We start from the raw sequence: 14,357 nt of genomic DNA on the forward strand, positions 1-14,357 counted from the left end.
ACACTCTTCGAATGGGATTAACGTCATGAAGGTCGTCGCTGAAGTGAGTGGTAGCACCCGCCACGCTAGTCTTTCCCTACGCCGTATCGAATAGGCCAAACCAGTCTTTGGACTGGTTTGGCCTTCCTGCCCTCCTACTTCCTGGCCGCAATACCGGCCGCCTTGCTTCGTTTGACATGGCGCAGCCACTCGCCGAACGATTTGTCTTCGAGCGCATACCCGCCGCGACTCGACTTCCACACCAACTCCTTGTCGCGCAAGGCATCGATGCAGGCCTGGACGGTCTGCGTGCCCGGCACCACGTCACTGCCCATGGCTTCCAGCGCCTTGCTGACAGCCGTGAGGGTGCTGTCGGTGAAGGGGGCGAAGGGTTCGTTGTTCTGGGAACGCTCCACCATCACCTCCAGCACGGCGCGCTGCGGGATGGTCAGGGCGTTCCAGGCACTTTCGAACTCGGTCCATACACCCGCGCGCAGCAGTTCGGCGCGACTGTGCAGCAATTGGCCCAGATTGCTCGCCTCGCCCAGTTCCAACGCGACTTCACCGATGATCGTGCGCAACATCTCGGGACGCCGGCCTACCAGCTCAAACGCCTCATCAATATCAGCCGCGTTGAACTGGTTGGTCTCGGCCAGGTGCGCGTTGAGGTGCACGGTGTAGGCCTGGGTGAACTCTTTACCCAGCAGCGGAAACGGCGTGATGCTGGAACCGAAGAACGGCTGGCTTTTACCCAATACCAAATGGGCGAGTTTGTCGCGATTGGAGCCGGTAAACACCAGGCGCAAGCCGCTGCCCTCTTCGTCACGGCCCTGGTTGAGCTGATCCCGGGCAGCCTTCAGCGCGAACATCGCATTGATACCCGACTCGGTGGTCAAGGCGTGCTGCGCTTCGTCAATCACCAGCACAACGGGTTTTTCTGCAGCACTGTGGAGCAATTCCAGGGCTTGGGTCAGCGTCGCACCGACAGGCAATTGTGGCTTGGTAAAGTCCCAGGAGAGCGTTCGCAGAAAGCTCAGTTTCTCGATGCCAATGTTCTTGGCCAGTTTGCGGATGCCCTTTTCATAGGGAACCAGGGCAGCCGCAATAGCACTGGCAATCAACTCGGCAGGATCTTTCTCTTTGTCAGCCCAGAGATCCACATACACCGTCAGCCAGCCCCGGAGCTGACATTCCGGAATCAAGTCTTCGCGCAGGAAAGTGCTTTTGCCGGTGCGACGGGGGGCCGCGAGAAACAGGCCAGAGGTGAAATCCTGAATACCGGCGCCCACCAGGCCATCGGCAATACTGCTTGCCAGGGCGGGGCGACGGAACACGAAGCCGCTGTGCTTGGACATGGATTTATACTCAATTATGAAAACAACTATAAATTATAGTTATGAGTATAATTCACTATAATTGCCCGTCAAACCACCTCCCGTCGCCGATCCTCCCTCGGACACTTGGCAAACCTCGCCCGATAACTCCGGGTGAAATACGACGGCGACTCGAACCCGCAGGCAATGCTCACCTCCAGCACGCTCATATCGCTCTGGCGCAGCAGCTGCCGGGCTTTTTCCAGGCGCAGGCCAAGGTAGAAGTTGCTCGGGGTATCGTTCAAATGCAGGCGAAACAGACGCTCCAACTGGCGCCGGGTAACTTTGATCGCGTCGGCCAACGCCAAGGTGCTCAGGGGCGGTTCGGTGTGCTGCTCCATCTCTCCGATCACTTGCACCAGCTTCTTGTTGTTGATGCCGTAGCGTGTGGCGATCTGCATGCGCTGGTGGTCCTTGCGCGGGCGGATGCGGCCGAGTACGAACTGTTCGGAGACCTGGATCGCCAGGTCGGCGCCGTGGGCCTGGGCGATCAGGTCGAGCATCAGGTCGATGGAGGCGGTACCGCCGGCGCAGGTGATGCGGCGGCGGTCGATTTCGAACAGTTCCTGGGTCACGCTCAGGTGCGGGTACGACTCCTTGAAGGCATCGATGGCTTCCCAGTGCAGGGTCAGGCGATGACCGTCGAGCAGGCCCGCTTCGGCGAGCACGCAGGCGCCGGTGTCGATGGCGCCGAGGGTCACGCCGTCATGGTCCAGGCGGCGCAGCCAGTGTTCCAGCGCCGGCGTGGCGAACTGCAGCGGTTCGAAGCCGGCCACCACCAACAGCGTCGCGCCCTTTTTCAGCGGTTCCAGCGCGGCGTCGGCGTTGACCGACATGCCATTGCTCGCCAGCACCGCGCCGCCATCGGCGCTCAGCACATGCCAGCGGTACAACTCGCCACGAAAGCGGTTGGCCACGCGCAAAGGTTCCAGTGCAGAAATAAAACCGATGGCCGAGAACCCCGGCATCAGCAGAAAGTAGAAATCCTGGGACATGGTGGCGCTCTCGTAGGACGGGCAGCGTGGCACTGTGATACTCCCGTTCTCGGGTGGATTCAAGGGGGCAGGTCGCTGCAGTGCAAGAGCTGGTCGCCGCCGTGCGTTTTGTCGCCTCCAAAGCTACGTAACTTGGCCTCACGGCGCACAAAGACGCCGGCCCCCACAATAACGACCTGCCGAGGGATCCACCATGAACCGACTGATTCGCCGCTGCGTGCTTGCACTCAGCGCCAGCGCCATCTTGAGCACGAACGTATGGGCTGCCGACGCGGCATCCTGCCAGAACGTGCGCATGGGCGTGGTGAACTGGACCGACGTCATCGCCACCAGCGCCATGACCCAAGTGTTGCTCGACGGCCTCGGCTACAAGACCAAACAAACCAGCGCCTCCCAGCAAATCATCTTCGCCGGTATCCGTGACCAGCGCCTGGACCTGTTCCTCGGCTACTGGAACCCGCTGATGACCCAGACCATCACGCCGTTCGTCGACGCCAAGCAGGTCAAAGTCCTCGACAAACCCAGCCTGGAAGACGCCCGCGCGACCCTCGCGGTGCCGACTTACCTGGCGGACAAAGGCCTGAAGACCTTTGCCGACATCGCCAAATTCGAGAAGGAGCTGGGCGGCAAGATCTACGGCATCGAGCCGGGCTCGGGGGCCAACACCCAGATCAAGGCGATGATCGCCAAGAACCAGTTCGGCCTGGGCAAGTTCCAACTGGTGGAATCCAGCGAGGCCGGCATGCTTGCCGCCGTGGACCGTGCGGTACGCCGCAAGGAAGCCGTGGTGTTCTTCGGCTGGGCGCCGCACCCGATGAACGTCAATATCGCGATGACCTACCTCACCGGCAGCGATGACGCCCTGGGCCCGAACGAAGGCATGGCCAGCGTGTGGACGGTCACCGCGCCGGCCTACGCCGAACAGTGCCCCAACGTGCACAAGCTGCTGACCAACCTGACCTTCACCGCCGCCGACGAGAGCCGGATGATGCAGCCGTTGCTGGATCACAAGGACGCCCTCGAGTCCGCCAGGCAGTGGCTCAAGGATCACCCCCAGGACCAGGCGCGCTGGCTCGAAGGCGTGACCACCTTCGACGGCAAACCGGCTGCAGCCAACCTGCAACTCACCAGCAAATAACCTGATTTGAACCACCGTGTCGCAGCCGCTCCTGGCTGCGAACGGCACCACTACGCCCGTAAGGAACCGCCCCATGAACCACGACGTCATCATCACCTGCGCACTCACCGGTGCTGGCGACACGACCGCCAGAAGCCCACACGTGCCGGTCACCCCCAAGCAAATCGCCGCCGCCGCGGTGGAAGCCGCCAAGGCGGGCGCCACCGTGGTGCACTGCCATGTGCGCGACCCCGAGACCGGCAAGTTCAGCCGCGACGTCGCCCTGTACCGCGAGGTGATGGAGCGCATCCGTGAGGCCGACATCGACATCATCGTCAACCTCACCGCCGGCATGGGCGGCGACCTCGAGATCGGCGGCGGCGAGCACCCGATGGAATTCGGTCCCAATACCGACCTGGTCGGCCCGCTGACCCGCCTGGCCCATGTGGAAGAACTGCTGCCGGAAATCTGCACCCTGGACTGCGGCACCCTGAACTTCGGCGATGGCGACACGATTTACGTCTCCACACCGGCGCAGTTGCGTGCGGGCGCCAAGCGCATCCAGGAACTGGGCGTGAAGGCCGAGCTGGAAATCTTCGACACCGGCCACCTGTGGTTCGCCAAGCAGATGATCAAGGAAGGCCTGCTCGACAACCCGCTGTTTCAACTGTGCCTGGGCATCCCATGGGGCGCGCCGGCCGACACCACCACCATGAAGGCCATGGTCGACAACCTGCCGGCCGACGCGGTGTGGGCCGGGTTCGGAATCGGCCGCATGCAAATGCCCATGGCCGCGCAGGCGGTGCTGCTGGGCGGCAACGTACGGGTCGGCCTGGAGGACAACCTGTGGCTGGACAAGGGCGTACTCGCCACCAACGGTCAACTGGTGGAACGCGCCGGCGAAATCCTCAGCCGCCTGGGCGCGCGGGTCATGACCCCGGCGGAGGGTCGCATCAAGATGGGCCTTACCAAACGCGGCTAACCGAATCAAAAAATGTGGGAGGGGCTTGCCCCCTCCCACAGGGAATCACCGAACGTTTTAGGAATTTGCCATGCGCTTTATCACTGAGATCAAAACCTTCGCCGCCCTGGGCAGCGGTGTTATCGGCAGCGGCTGGGTGTCCCGCGCGCTGGCCCACGGCCTGGATGTGGTGGCCTGGGACCCGGCGCCGGGTGCCGAAGCGGCGCTGCGCAAGCGCGTCGCCAATGCCTGGGGCGCCCTGGAAAAACAGGGCCTGGCACCCGGCGCAGCGCAAGACCGCCTGCGCTTTGTGGCCACCATCGAAGAATGCGTGAAAGACGCCGACTTCATCCAGGAAAGCGCCCCGGAACGCCTGGAACTGAAGCTGGAATTGCACAGCAAGATCAGCGCCGCGGCCAAGCCCGATGCACTGATCGGTTCGAGTACCTCAGGGCTGTTGCCAAGTGAGTTCTACGAGGGCTCGACCCGCCCGGAACGCTGTGTGGTCGGCCATCCGTTCAACCCGGTCTATCTGCTGCCGCTGGTGGAAGTGGTCGGCGGCAAGCACACCGCGCCGCAAGCGATCCAGGCCGCGATCAAGGTGTATGAATCCCTCGGCATGCGCCCGCTGCATGTGCGCAAGGAAGTCCCCGGGTTTATCGCCGACCGCTTGCTCGAAGCCCTGTGGCGCGAGGCGTTGCACCTGGTCAATGACGGCGTGGCCACCACCGGCGAGATCGACGATGCCATCCGCTTTGGCGCCGGCCTGCGCTGGTCGTTCATGGGCACCTTCCTCACCTACACCCTGGCGGGCGGCGATGCGGGCATGCGCCACTTCATGGCGCAGTTCGGCCCGGCGTTGCAGTTGCCGTGGACCTACCTGCCGGCACCGGAGTTGACCGATAAGTTGATCGACGACGTGGTCGATGGCACCAGCGACCAGCTGGGCAAACACAGCATTTCGGCGCTGGAACGCTATCGTGATGATTGCCTGCTGGCGGTGCTGGAAGCGGTGAAAACCACCAAAGCCAAGCACGGCATGACCTTCGCCGAATAACGGAACCCTCACCATGCCTGCACTGACCACCTACACCACCCCAGTCCTTGCCGACTGGGTGGACTACAACGGCCACCTGCGCGACGCGTTCTACCTGCTGATCTTCAGCTACGCCACCGACGCGCTGATGGACACCCTCGGCCTGGACAGCGAAAACCGCGAAGCCAGCGGCCATTCGCTGTTCACCCTGGAACTGCACCTGAACTACCTGCACGAGGTGAAACTGGGCGCCGAAGTGGAGGTGCGCACGCAACTGATCGCCCACGACGCCAAGCGCCTGCACCTTTATCACAGCCTGCATTTAGTGGGTGATGAGAAAGAACTGGCCGGCAACGAACAGATGCTGCTGCACGTCGACCTGGCGGGTCCGCATTCGGCCCCGTTTGCCGAGGCGACATTGGAAAAACTCATTGCAATCAGCGCTGAGCAAGCCGACCTGCCAAGGCCCGCGCTCCTCGGCCGAGTGATTGGACTGCCCCCGAAAAAATAAGGAGCCATCATGCAAACCGCCGCCGCTGTTGCCGATTTTCGTACTTACCCGAAGCTCTGCGACCTCGCCGATGCACAGGTGCTGGACGATCAGATTCGCGTGACATGGGCCGATGGCCGGGTGAGCCCGTTTCACCATCAGTGGCTGCGGGACAACTGCCCGTGCACGCAATGCGTGTACAGCGTGACCCGCGAGCAAGTGCTGGAAATTGTCGATGTGGATGAAAACCTCGGCGCCATCAGCGTGCGTATCGACCAGGGCTTCCTCAGCGTGGAATGGCACGGCGGTCATCGCAGCCAGTACGATCCCGGCTGGCTGCGGGCCCATGCCTACGACGATGAATCCCGCGCCGAACGCCGGGCGGCGAAACCAAAGTCGCGGCTCTGGGACAACACCTTCGAACTGCCTATATTCGACTACGCGGCGGTCATGCAAGACCCTGCGGCGCTGCTGCAATGGCTGCTGGCCTTGCGTGACGCGGGCCTGACGCAAATGCGCGGCGTACCCACCGAACCCGACTCCCTGGCGCGTGTTGCCCAGCGTATTTCATTTATCCGCGAGAGCAATTTCGGCGTGCTGTTCAACGTGCAATCCAAGGCCGATGCCGACAGCAATGCCTACACCGCTTTCAACCTGCCCTTGCACAGTGATTTGCCGACCCGGGAGCTGCAACCAGGGCTGCAATTCCTGCATTGCCTGGTCAACGATGCCGACGGGGGCGAAAGTATTTTTGTCGATGGGTTTGCCATCGCCAATGCCCTGCGCGAGGAAGATCCCGAAGCGTTTCGTGCCTTGTGTGAAATACCCGTGGAGTTTCGCAACAAAGACCGCCACAGCGACTATCGTCGCCTCGCGCCGATCATCGCATTGGACGCCTTGGGGGATGTGGCAGAGATTCGCATGGCCAACTTCTTGCGTGGGCCGTTCGAGACGTCGGTGGCGCAGATGCCGTTGCTGTATCGGGCTTATCGACGCTTTATCGCGATGACGCGCGAGGCGCGCTTTCGGCTGGTCAAGCGCCTGAACCCGGGCGAGCTGTGGTGCTTCGATAACCGCCGCACGTTGCATGCGCGCAATGCGTTTGATCCCACCTCCGGGGCGCGGCACTTTCAGGGTTGCTATATCGACCGGGATGAACTGCTTTCACGAATCCTGGTGCTGCAGCGCTAAAAAAGCCCCGGTCCAGCCGTGACTGGATCGGGGCAGAGTGCCTTGTGTGAGCCGTGCATCCCGAGGGTGACCAAACCTTCAAGCTGCTTGCTGATGGACAGTGTGCCTATTACTTCAGTGGGTAAATGGCCCGAAAACGACACGCTCATAGCCATCTGAGCCATTCGTGCATTCTGCCCTTGCCGACCGGCCGGGGGCCTACCAGAATCCAAGTCGATCCCCGCTCCCTTCACCAGGATAAACGTCATGATGCATGCGGATTTGATTGACCAGGATGACCTGCTGAGCCAACTGCGCTCCCTGGGTTTCGAGGTGTCCAGCGGCGCCAGCGCCGAACAGGCCTGCGAGTGCGCGGTACGCGGTTTGAGCGAAGCGCGGGCCAAGGCGCTCAAGGGTATGGTTGAGCAGATGTACACCGGCAGTGCGACGATTTTGCCGGCGGTGCGTCAGGCGATCGATAAACAGTTGTTACCGGCACTGATGCAGTTCAAACAGAACTCCGGCGCCTGACAGACCGCTATCGGGGGCAAGCCCCCTCCCACATCAGGCCAGGTTCGTCATGACAACTCGGTCACGTGTGGGAGGGGGCTTGCCCCCGATGCAGTCAACTCGGTTTAAAGCCGTACACTCGCGAAAGTCGACTCATTGCGCGCCTGGCTCAACGCCGACATCGGCCCCGACAACGGTGACAACACCAGCGCCTGCGGAATCGGCATCATCGCCACCTGCTGGGTGGTGTTGGAGCCTACGCGCTCATCCCGTGGCGGAATGCCGAAGTATTCGCGGTAGCACTTGGAGAAGTGCGGCGTGGAGACAAACCCGCACACCGAGGCCACTTCGATGATCGACATCGGCGTTTGCTTGAGCAACTGCCGCGCGCGAATCAGGCGCAGCTTGAGGTAGTAGCGCGACGGCGAGCAGTGCAGGTATTTCTGGAACAGCCGCTCCAGCTGGCGACGCGACACGGCGACGTACACCGCCAGTTCGTCGAGGTCGATCGGCTCTTCGAGGTTGGCCTCCATCAGCGCGACGATTTCCTGCAGCTTCGGCTGGTTGGTGCCCAGCATGTGCTTGAGCGGCACACGCTGGTGATCCTGTTCGTTGCGGATGCGCTCGTACACGAACATCTCGGAGATCGCCGCCGACAGTTCGCGGCCGTGGTCGCGGCTGATCAGATGCAGCATCATGTCCAGCGGCGCGGTGCCGCCCGAACTGGTGAAGCGGTTGCGGTCGAGGGTGAACAAACGGGTGCTCATCGACACGCGTGGGAAGGCTTCCTGCATCGACGCCAGGCATTCCCAGTGCACGCTGCAATCGAAGCCGTCGAGCAGACCGGCACAGGCCAGGGCCCAACTGCCGGTGCACACCGCGCCAAGGCGACGGGACTGGCGCGCCTGGCTTTGCAGCCACGACACATGCTCACGGGTCACGGTGCGCTGGATACCCACGCCGCCGCACACAATCACAGTGTCCAGGGCCGGGGCTTTGTGCATGGAGGCATCGGGGGTGATTTGCAGACCGTCGCTGGCCCATACCTGATTGCCGTCGACACTCAGGGTTGTCCAGCGATACAGCTCGCGGCCGGACAGCTGGTTGGCCATGCGCAGCGGTTCCACGGCCGACGCCAGGGAAATCAGCGTGAAATTGTCCAGCAGCAAAAAGCCGATGGATTGAGGCGCACGGTTCTGGGGTTGGGCCCCGGAGTTGAACGACGTCATGGCGGTATCTCCTCACACAAAGCAGGTGATGGCCTCAGGCGAGGCTCTTGTTATTGCGCTCTTCATCCAGCAAGGCGAGAGGCTTTGAATTCATAGAGCAAATGCCATGCCTAAATTTGAATGGCCATTCAACAAATCCTGAAAACGACCTGATGACGCGTCTAAATAAGCCCGCGCGGTAAGTGCGGGATATGGCCGAAAATGGAGTGACAGCCGCCCTGCTCAAGGGGTGTGAGCAGTTCGGTATCACTTGTGGGAAGGCGCTTTCAGCGCGTAGGAAAAGTCTGTCACCGCACGCACAGGTGACGGGTGGTCGAGGGGAAAATCGTTTGGAAGCTACTTATCTGTTTGCGACGCGCTAAAAGGTGGCGATTTTGGTTGGAGTGTTCACTTGTAGTGAGCGGGCTCGCCCCGCGCTGGGTGGCGAAGCCGCCCCAAAATCAGGCGACCGGGTTTTATCTGAAACTATGTGGTGCCTTTACCCAGCGCGGGGCAAGCCCGCTCACCACAAAGGCCCTGTTCATCACAACAAGCTAATCAGCACTCCACCGCACTGACCGCCAACCCGCCCCGGGACGTCTCCTTGTACTTGTCATGCATATCCGCCCCGGTATCGCGCATGGTGCGGATCACGCGGTCCAGGGAGATAAAGTGCTGGCCATCACCGCGCAGGGCCATCTGCGCCGCGTTGATCGCCTTCACCGCGGCAATCGCATTGCGCTCGATGCATGGCACTTGCACCAGCCCGCCCACCGGGTCGCAGGTCAGGCCGAGGTTGTGCTCCAGGCCGATTTCGGCGGCGTTGCACAGTTGCTCCGGGGTTGCGCCGAGGATCTCTGCCAGCCCGGCAGCGGCCATGGCGCAGGCCGAACCCACTTCGCCCTGGCAACCGACTTCGGCCCCGGAGATCGAGGCGTTCTTCTTGCACAGGATCCCCACCGCCGCCGCACTGAGCAGGTAGTCGACCACGTTGGCTTCGGTGACTTCGTCGCTGAACTTCATGAAGTAGTGCAGCACCGCCGGAATGATCCCCGCCGCACCGTTGGTGGGCGCCGTGACCATGCGTCCACCGGCGGCGTTTTCTTCGTTCACCGCCAGGGCGAACAGGTTGACCCACTCCATCGCACTCAAGGTCGAGCCGATCACATTGGGCTTGTTCAACTCCTGCAGGCTGCGGTGCAACTTGGCGGCACGACGGCGCACATTGAGGCCGCCGGGCAAGATGCCTTCGTGCTTGAGGCCCTCCTCCACGCACGCCTGCATGGCGCGCCAGAGTTTCATCAGGCCACTGCGGATTTCGTCTTCGGAGCGCCAGACTTTTTCATTGGCCAGCATCAACTCGGCAACGCGCAGGTTGTGGGTCTTGCACAGCTGCAACAACTCCACCGCGCTGGAGAAATCATAGGGCAACTCGGTGCGGTCCATGTCCGCCACACCGCTCTGCGCCTGGGCTTCATCCACCACGAAACCACCGCCCACTGAGTAGTAGGTGTCGCGGTGCAGCTCGCCGTCATCACCAAACACCACCAGGGTCATGGCGTTGGGGTGGAACGGCAGGTTTTCGTCGAGCAGGCGCATGTCCCGGGCCCACACGAACGGCACGGGCAAACGCCCGTCGAGCAGCAATGTGTCGGTTTCGCGCAGGGTGTGGATGCGCACGCCGATCTGCGACGGATCGATCGCATCCGGCCACTCGCCCATCAGCCCCATGATGGTAGCGGTGTCGCTGCCGTGGCCGATGCCGGTGGCGGACAGCGAACCGTACAGCTGAACTTCGACACGCCTGACTTGTTCCAACAGTTCACGTTCACGTAACCCCTGGACGAACAACGCTGCGGCGCGCATGGGGCCGACGGTGTGAGAACTGGAAGGCCCGATGCCGATCTTGAACAGGTCGAAAACACTGATAGCCATTGCGGTAGAACTCCTCGATAAGCACGGCCAGGCTTGAACGAGGTGCTACGCTCAGATCGCCCAGATGGCGGCATCATCAAGCTTTTGCTGTCGCTCACGGCGTCTCACACCGACGCACCCATGCTCACCAGCGTCGCTCCCGTGCGATCGCCCGTTTCAGCCGTTTTTAGCGGTGCAGATGGGCAAAAACAGCGGTTTTACCTTGGGAAAAACCTGTAAGCGACGTCACCGACACTGGATACGACCCTCCCTGTACTGGATACGACGCCCCCTGTAGGCGTCAGATTTTCACTGGTACATGATCAGTCTCGACTCGTTTGCAAGGCACCGTGGCAGAGCTGTCGCCGCACGCTCCAACCGCAACACTTATAAAGCGCGGCGAATGCCGCCAGAAAAAACACAGGAGTCTACCCAGATGAAAGGTTCACCCTCGTTGTTGTTGGCCGCCATGCTGAGTCTGCCAGTCATGGCGCACGCCGCAGAACCGGAACAGTGCAAGACCGTCAACTTCTCCGATGTCGGCTGGACCGACATCACCGTCACGACCGCGACCACCAGCGAAATCCTCAAGGGCCTGGGCTACAAGACCAAGACCACGATGATTTCCGTTCCTGTGACCTACAAGTCCCTGGCCGACGGCAAGAACATGGACGTGTTCCTCGGCAACTGGATGCCGACCATGGAAAACGACATCAAGCAGTACCGTGATGCCGGCACCGTGGAAACCGTGCGCGCCAACCTGGAAAACGCCAAGTACACCCTGGCGGTACCCGAGGCGCTGTACAACAAGGGCCTGAAAGACTTCGCCGATATCGCCAAATTCAAGGATGAGCTGGGCGGCAAGATCTACGGCATCGAGCCGGGCAACGACGGCAACCGCACCATCCAGACGCTGATCGACAAAGACGCCTTCGGCCTCAAGACCGCCGGTTTCAAAGTGGTCGAATCCAGCGAAGCCGGGATGCTTTCCCAGGTGGAGCGCGCCACCAAGCGTGACCAGGCCATCGTGTTCCTCGGCTGGGAACCGCACCCGATGAACACCCGCTTCAAGATGAAGTACCTGACCGGGGGTGACGATTCGTTCGGCCCCAACTACGGCCAGGCCACCATCTACACCAACACCCGCAAGGGCTATACCGAGGAATGCAGCAACGTGGGTCAGTTGCTGAAGAACCTGGTGTTCACCTTGAACATGGAAAGCACCCTGATGGGCAACGTCCTGGACGACAAGATGAAGCCCGATGCCGCCGCCAAGGCCTGGCTGAAAAAGAACCCGCAAGTCCTCGACACCTGGCTCGCCGGGGTCACCACCGTCGATGGCAAACCAGGCCTGGAGGCCGTCAAAGCGTATCTCGCCAAGTAATCCCGCTGACCCCGGGGCGGTGCGCTGCCCCGGGATGTTTTCCCTCTTCGCATGTGGACATTCACTACCATGCTGACTGAACAGAAAATCCCACTAGGCCAGTACATCGCTGCCTTCGTCGAATGGTTGACCCAACACGGCGCCAACTACTTCGACGCAATCGCATCGACACTGGAAACGATGATCCACGGCGTGACGTTCGCGCTGACCTGGTTCAATCCGCTGGCATTGATCGGTCTGATTGCGCTGCTGGCTCACTTTATTCAACGTAAATGGGGACTGACTGTTTTTGTCATCGCCTCCTTCCTGCTGATCCTCAACCTGGGGTACTGGCAGGAAACCATGGAGACCCTCGCGCAGGTGCTGTTCGCCACCCTGGTCTGCGTGGTCATCGGTGTGCCGCTGGGCATTGTTGCCGCGCACAAACCGCTGTTCTACACCATGATGCGGCCGGTGCTCGATCTGATGCAGACCGTACCGACCTTCGTCTACCTCATCCCTACCCTGACCCTCTTCGGGCTGGGTGTGGTGCCTGGGTTGATTTCCACGGTGGTGTTCGCGATTGCCGCGCCGATCCGCCTGACCTACCTGGGTATCCGTGATGTACCGCAAGAGTTGATGGACGCCGGCAAGGCCTTTGGCTGCTCGCGCCGTCAGTTGCTCTCGCGCATTGAACTGCCCCACGCCATGCCGAGCATCGCTGCCGGTATTACCCAATGCATCATGCTGTCGTTGTCGATGGTGGTGATCGCCGCCCTGGTGGGCGCCGACGGCCTCGGCAAGCCAGTGGTCAACGCGCTGAACACCGCCGATATCGCCCTGGGCTTCGAAGCCGGCCTGGCGATTGTGCTGCTGGCCATCATGCTCGACCGCATCTGCAAACAACCCGACGCCAAAGTAGGGGGTGATGCATGAGCATTATCCGATTCGACAATGTCGACGTGATCTTCTCCAAAGACCCACGCGAAGCGCTCAAGCTGCTGGACCAGGGCATGAGCCGTAACGAAATCCTGAAAAAGACCGGGCAGATTGTCGGCGTTGAAAAGGCCAGCCTGGATGTGGAAAAAGGCGAGATCTGCGTGCTGATGGGCCTGTCGGGCTCCGGCAAGTCGAGCCTGCTGCGCTGCATCAACGGCCTCAACACCGTCAGCCGTGGCCAGCTGTTCGTCGAGCATGAAGGTCGCCAGATCGACATCGCCTCCTGCAGCCCCGCCGAGCTGAAAATGATGCGCACCAAGCGCATCGCCATGGTGTTCCAGAAGTTCGCCCTGATGCCTTGGCTGACGGTGCGCGAGAACATCAGCTTTGGTCTGGAAATGCAGGGCCGCCCGGAAAAAGAACGGCGCAAGCTGGTGGACGACAAACTCGAGCTGGTGGGCCTGACCCAATGGCGCAACAAGAAGCCCGATGAGCTGTCCGGCGGCATGCAACAACGCGTCGGCCTGGCGCGCGCGTTGGCGATGGACGCCGACATCCTGCTGATGGACGAGCCCTTCTCCGCCCTCGACCCGCTGATCCGCCAGGGCCTGCAGGACGAGTTGCTGGAACTGCAAAGCAAGCTGAGCAAGACCATCGTGTTCGTCAGCCACGACCTCGACGAGGCGCTCAAGCTGGGCAGCCGCATCGCGATCATGAAAGACGGCAAGATCATCCAGTACAGCGTGCCGGAAGAGATCGTGCTGAACCCGGCGGACGACTATGTGCGCACCTTCGTCGCCCATACCAACCCGCTGAACGTACTGTGCGGCCGCAGCCTGATGCGCACACTGGACAACTGCAAACGCGTCAACGGCTCGGTGTGCCTCGACCCGGGCGGCGATTCGTGGCTGGACCTGGCCGAAGGCAACACCATCCAGGGCGCCCGCCAGAATGGCGTGGTGATGAACCTGCAGAACTGGGCACCGGGGCAACCGGTGGAAGGCCTGGGTCGAGTCCCGACACTGGTGGATTCGAATATCGGCATGCGTGATGCGCTGCAGATTCGCTACCAGACGGGGAACAAGCTGGTGTTGCATGACAACAACCAGGTGGTGGGGATCCTCGGCGACAGTGAGCTCTACCACGCCCTGCTGGGCAAAAACCTGGGCTAGCAAACACCGCAAACGCCATTGGAGAAACTGGGTCAAACATGTGGGAGGGGGCTTGCCCCCGATAGCGGTAGATCAGTAACAGATGGACTGACTGACACACTGCAATCGGGGGCAAGCCCCCTCCCACATT

At 61.5% G+C, this 14,357-nt stretch carries 13 protein-coding genes; 9 read left to right on the forward strand and 4 right to left on the reverse strand.

Annotation, left to right across the window (positions count from 1 at the left end):
* Positions 1–134: 134 nt before the first annotated feature.
* Positions 135–1,334, reverse strand: coding sequence for an AAA family ATPase (locus J3D60_RS19025; RefSeq protein WP_065938181.1), 1,200 nt, complete (start codon positions 1,332–1,334; stop codon positions 135–137).
* Between the two features lie 68 nt (positions 1,335–1,402).
* Positions 1,403–2,347, reverse strand: a complete 945-nt coding sequence (locus J3D60_RS19030; RefSeq protein ID WP_027606007.1) for a GlxA family transcriptional regulator — start codon at positions 2,345–2,347, stop codon at positions 1,403–1,405.
* 193 nt (positions 2,348–2,540) lie between these two features.
* Here J3D60_RS19030 and J3D60_RS19035 point away from each other — a divergent pair, with 193 nt between their 5' ends.
* From J3D60_RS19035 to J3D60_RS19060, 6 genes are all read left to right on the forward strand, one after another.
* The gene (locus J3D60_RS19035; protein WP_065938180.1) at positions 2,541–3,485 is read left to right on the forward strand and encodes a choline ABC transporter substrate-binding protein; all 945 of its coding nucleotides are present in this window, start codon (positions 2,541–2,543) and stop codon (positions 3,483–3,485) included.
* 73 nt (positions 3,486–3,558) lie between these two features.
* Positions 3,559–4,446 (forward strand): 3-keto-5-aminohexanoate cleavage protein, encoded by an 888-nt coding sequence (locus J3D60_RS19040; protein WP_027606009.1) that lies wholly within the window; start codon positions 3,559–3,561, stop codon positions 4,444–4,446.
* A 70-nt stretch (positions 4,447–4,516) separates the two neighbouring features.
* Complete coding sequence (locus J3D60_RS19045) at positions 4,517–5,482, forward strand: L-carnitine dehydrogenase (protein ID WP_253492421.1); 966 nt, start codon at positions 4,517–4,519, stop codon at positions 5,480–5,482.
* 13 nt (positions 5,483–5,495) lie between these two features.
* The gene (locus J3D60_RS19050) at positions 5,496–5,972 is read left to right on the forward strand and encodes a thioesterase family protein (RefSeq protein WP_115485621.1); all 477 of its coding nucleotides are present in this window, start codon (positions 5,496–5,498) and stop codon (positions 5,970–5,972) included.
* Positions 5,973–5,981: 9 nt separating this feature from the next.
* Positions 5,982–7,142: a gamma-butyrobetaine dioxygenase gene (locus J3D60_RS19055; protein WP_253492422.1), complete on the forward strand. Its 1,161-nt coding sequence runs from the start codon at positions 5,982–5,984 to the stop codon at positions 7,140–7,142.
* A 246-nt stretch (positions 7,143–7,388) separates the two neighbouring features.
* Entirely contained in the window at positions 7,389–7,652 is a 264-nt protein-coding gene (locus tag J3D60_RS19060; RefSeq protein ID WP_027606014.1) for a hypothetical protein, read from the forward strand.
* Between the two features lie 104 nt (positions 7,653–7,756).
* Here the strand turns inward: J3D60_RS19060 and J3D60_RS19065 are convergent, their stop codons facing one another.
* Both J3D60_RS19065 and J3D60_RS19070 read right to left on the reverse strand, forming a co-directional pair.
* On the reverse strand, positions 7,757–8,860 hold the full coding sequence (locus tag J3D60_RS19065) for a GlxA family transcriptional regulator (RefSeq protein ID WP_065938176.1): 1,104 nt from the start codon (positions 8,858–8,860) through the stop codon (positions 7,757–7,759).
* A 537-nt stretch (positions 8,861–9,397) separates the two neighbouring features.
* On the reverse strand, positions 9,398–10,774 hold the full coding sequence (locus J3D60_RS19070) for an L-serine ammonia-lyase (RefSeq protein ID WP_065938175.1): 1,377 nt from the start codon (positions 10,772–10,774) through the stop codon (positions 9,398–9,400).
* Positions 10,775–11,189: 415 nt separating this feature from the next.
* On the opposite strand from J3D60_RS19070, the gene J3D60_RS19075 reads away from it, so the two are divergent.
* The 3 genes from J3D60_RS19075 to choV all read left to right on the forward strand — a co-directional run bounded on the left by J3D60_RS19075 (position 11,190) and on the right by choV (position 14,227).
* Positions 11,190–12,137 carry a choline ABC transporter substrate-binding protein gene (locus J3D60_RS19075; RefSeq protein WP_065938174.1) on the forward strand — a complete coding sequence of 316 codons (948 nt, stop codon included), beginning with the start codon at positions 11,190–11,192 and terminating at the stop codon, positions 12,135–12,137.
* 69 nt (positions 12,138–12,206) lie between these two features.
* Positions 12,207–13,052 carry a choline ABC transporter permease subunit gene (gene choW, locus J3D60_RS19080; RefSeq protein WP_016972877.1) on the forward strand — a complete coding sequence of 282 codons (846 nt, stop codon included), beginning with the start codon at positions 12,207–12,209 and terminating at the stop codon, positions 13,050–13,052.
* Positions 13,049–14,227, forward strand: a complete 1,179-nt coding sequence (gene choV, locus J3D60_RS19085) for a choline ABC transporter ATP-binding protein (protein WP_115485618.1) — start codon at positions 13,049–13,051, stop codon at positions 14,225–14,227. Before choW ends, choV begins: the two co-directional genes overlap by 4 nt.
* The last annotated feature ends 130 nt before the right edge of the window (positions 14,228–14,357 follow it).

This window comes from Pseudomonas sp. S3E17 (assembly GCF_024168685.1).
In the GTDB taxonomy this organism is placed as follows: Bacteria; Pseudomonadota; Gammaproteobacteria; order Pseudomonadales; family Pseudomonadaceae; genus Aquipseudomonas; species Aquipseudomonas marginalis.

Excerpts from the sequence above, each read along its gene's own strand:
- J3D60_RS19025 (WP_065938181.1), bottom strand. The coding sequence starts at position 1,334 with ATGTCCAAGCACAGCGGCTTCGTGTTCCGTCGCCCCGCCCTGGCAAGC.
- J3D60_RS19030 (WP_027606007.1), bottom strand. The coding sequence starts at position 2,347 with ATGTCCCAGGATTTCTACTTTCTGCTGATGCCGGGGTTCTCGGCCATC.
- J3D60_RS19035 (WP_065938180.1), top strand. The coding sequence starts at position 2,541 with ATGAACCGACTGATTCGCCGCTGCGTGCTTGCACTCAGCGCCAGCGCC.
- J3D60_RS19040 (WP_027606009.1), top strand. The coding sequence starts at position 3,559 with ATGAACCACGACGTCATCATCACCTGCGCACTCACCGGTGCTGGCGAC.
- J3D60_RS19045 (WP_253492421.1), top strand. The coding sequence starts at position 4,517 with ATGCGCTTTATCACTGAGATCAAAACCTTCGCCGCCCTGGGCAGCGGT.
- J3D60_RS19050 (WP_115485621.1), top strand. The coding sequence starts at position 5,496 with ATGCCTGCACTGACCACCTACACCACCCCAGTCCTTGCCGACTGGGTG.
- J3D60_RS19055 (WP_253492422.1), top strand. The coding sequence starts at position 5,982 with ATGCAAACCGCCGCCGCTGTTGCCGATTTTCGTACTTACCCGAAGCTC.
- J3D60_RS19060 (WP_027606014.1), top strand. The coding sequence starts at position 7,389 with ATGATGCATGCGGATTTGATTGACCAGGATGACCTGCTGAGCCAACTG.
- J3D60_RS19065 (WP_065938176.1), bottom strand. The coding sequence starts at position 8,860 with ATGACGTCGTTCAACTCCGGGGCCCAACCCCAGAACCGTGCGCCTCAA.
- J3D60_RS19070 (WP_065938175.1), bottom strand. The coding sequence starts at position 10,774 with ATGGCTATCAGTGTTTTCGACCTGTTCAAGATCGGCATCGGGCCTTCC.
- J3D60_RS19075 (WP_065938174.1), top strand. The coding sequence starts at position 11,190 with ATGAAAGGTTCACCCTCGTTGTTGTTGGCCGCCATGCTGAGTCTGCCA.
- choW (WP_016972877.1), top strand. The coding sequence starts at position 12,207 with ATGCTGACTGAACAGAAAATCCCACTAGGCCAGTACATCGCTGCCTTC.
- choV (WP_115485618.1), top strand. The coding sequence starts at position 13,049 with ATGAGCATTATCCGATTCGACAATGTCGACGTGATCTTCTCCAAAGAC.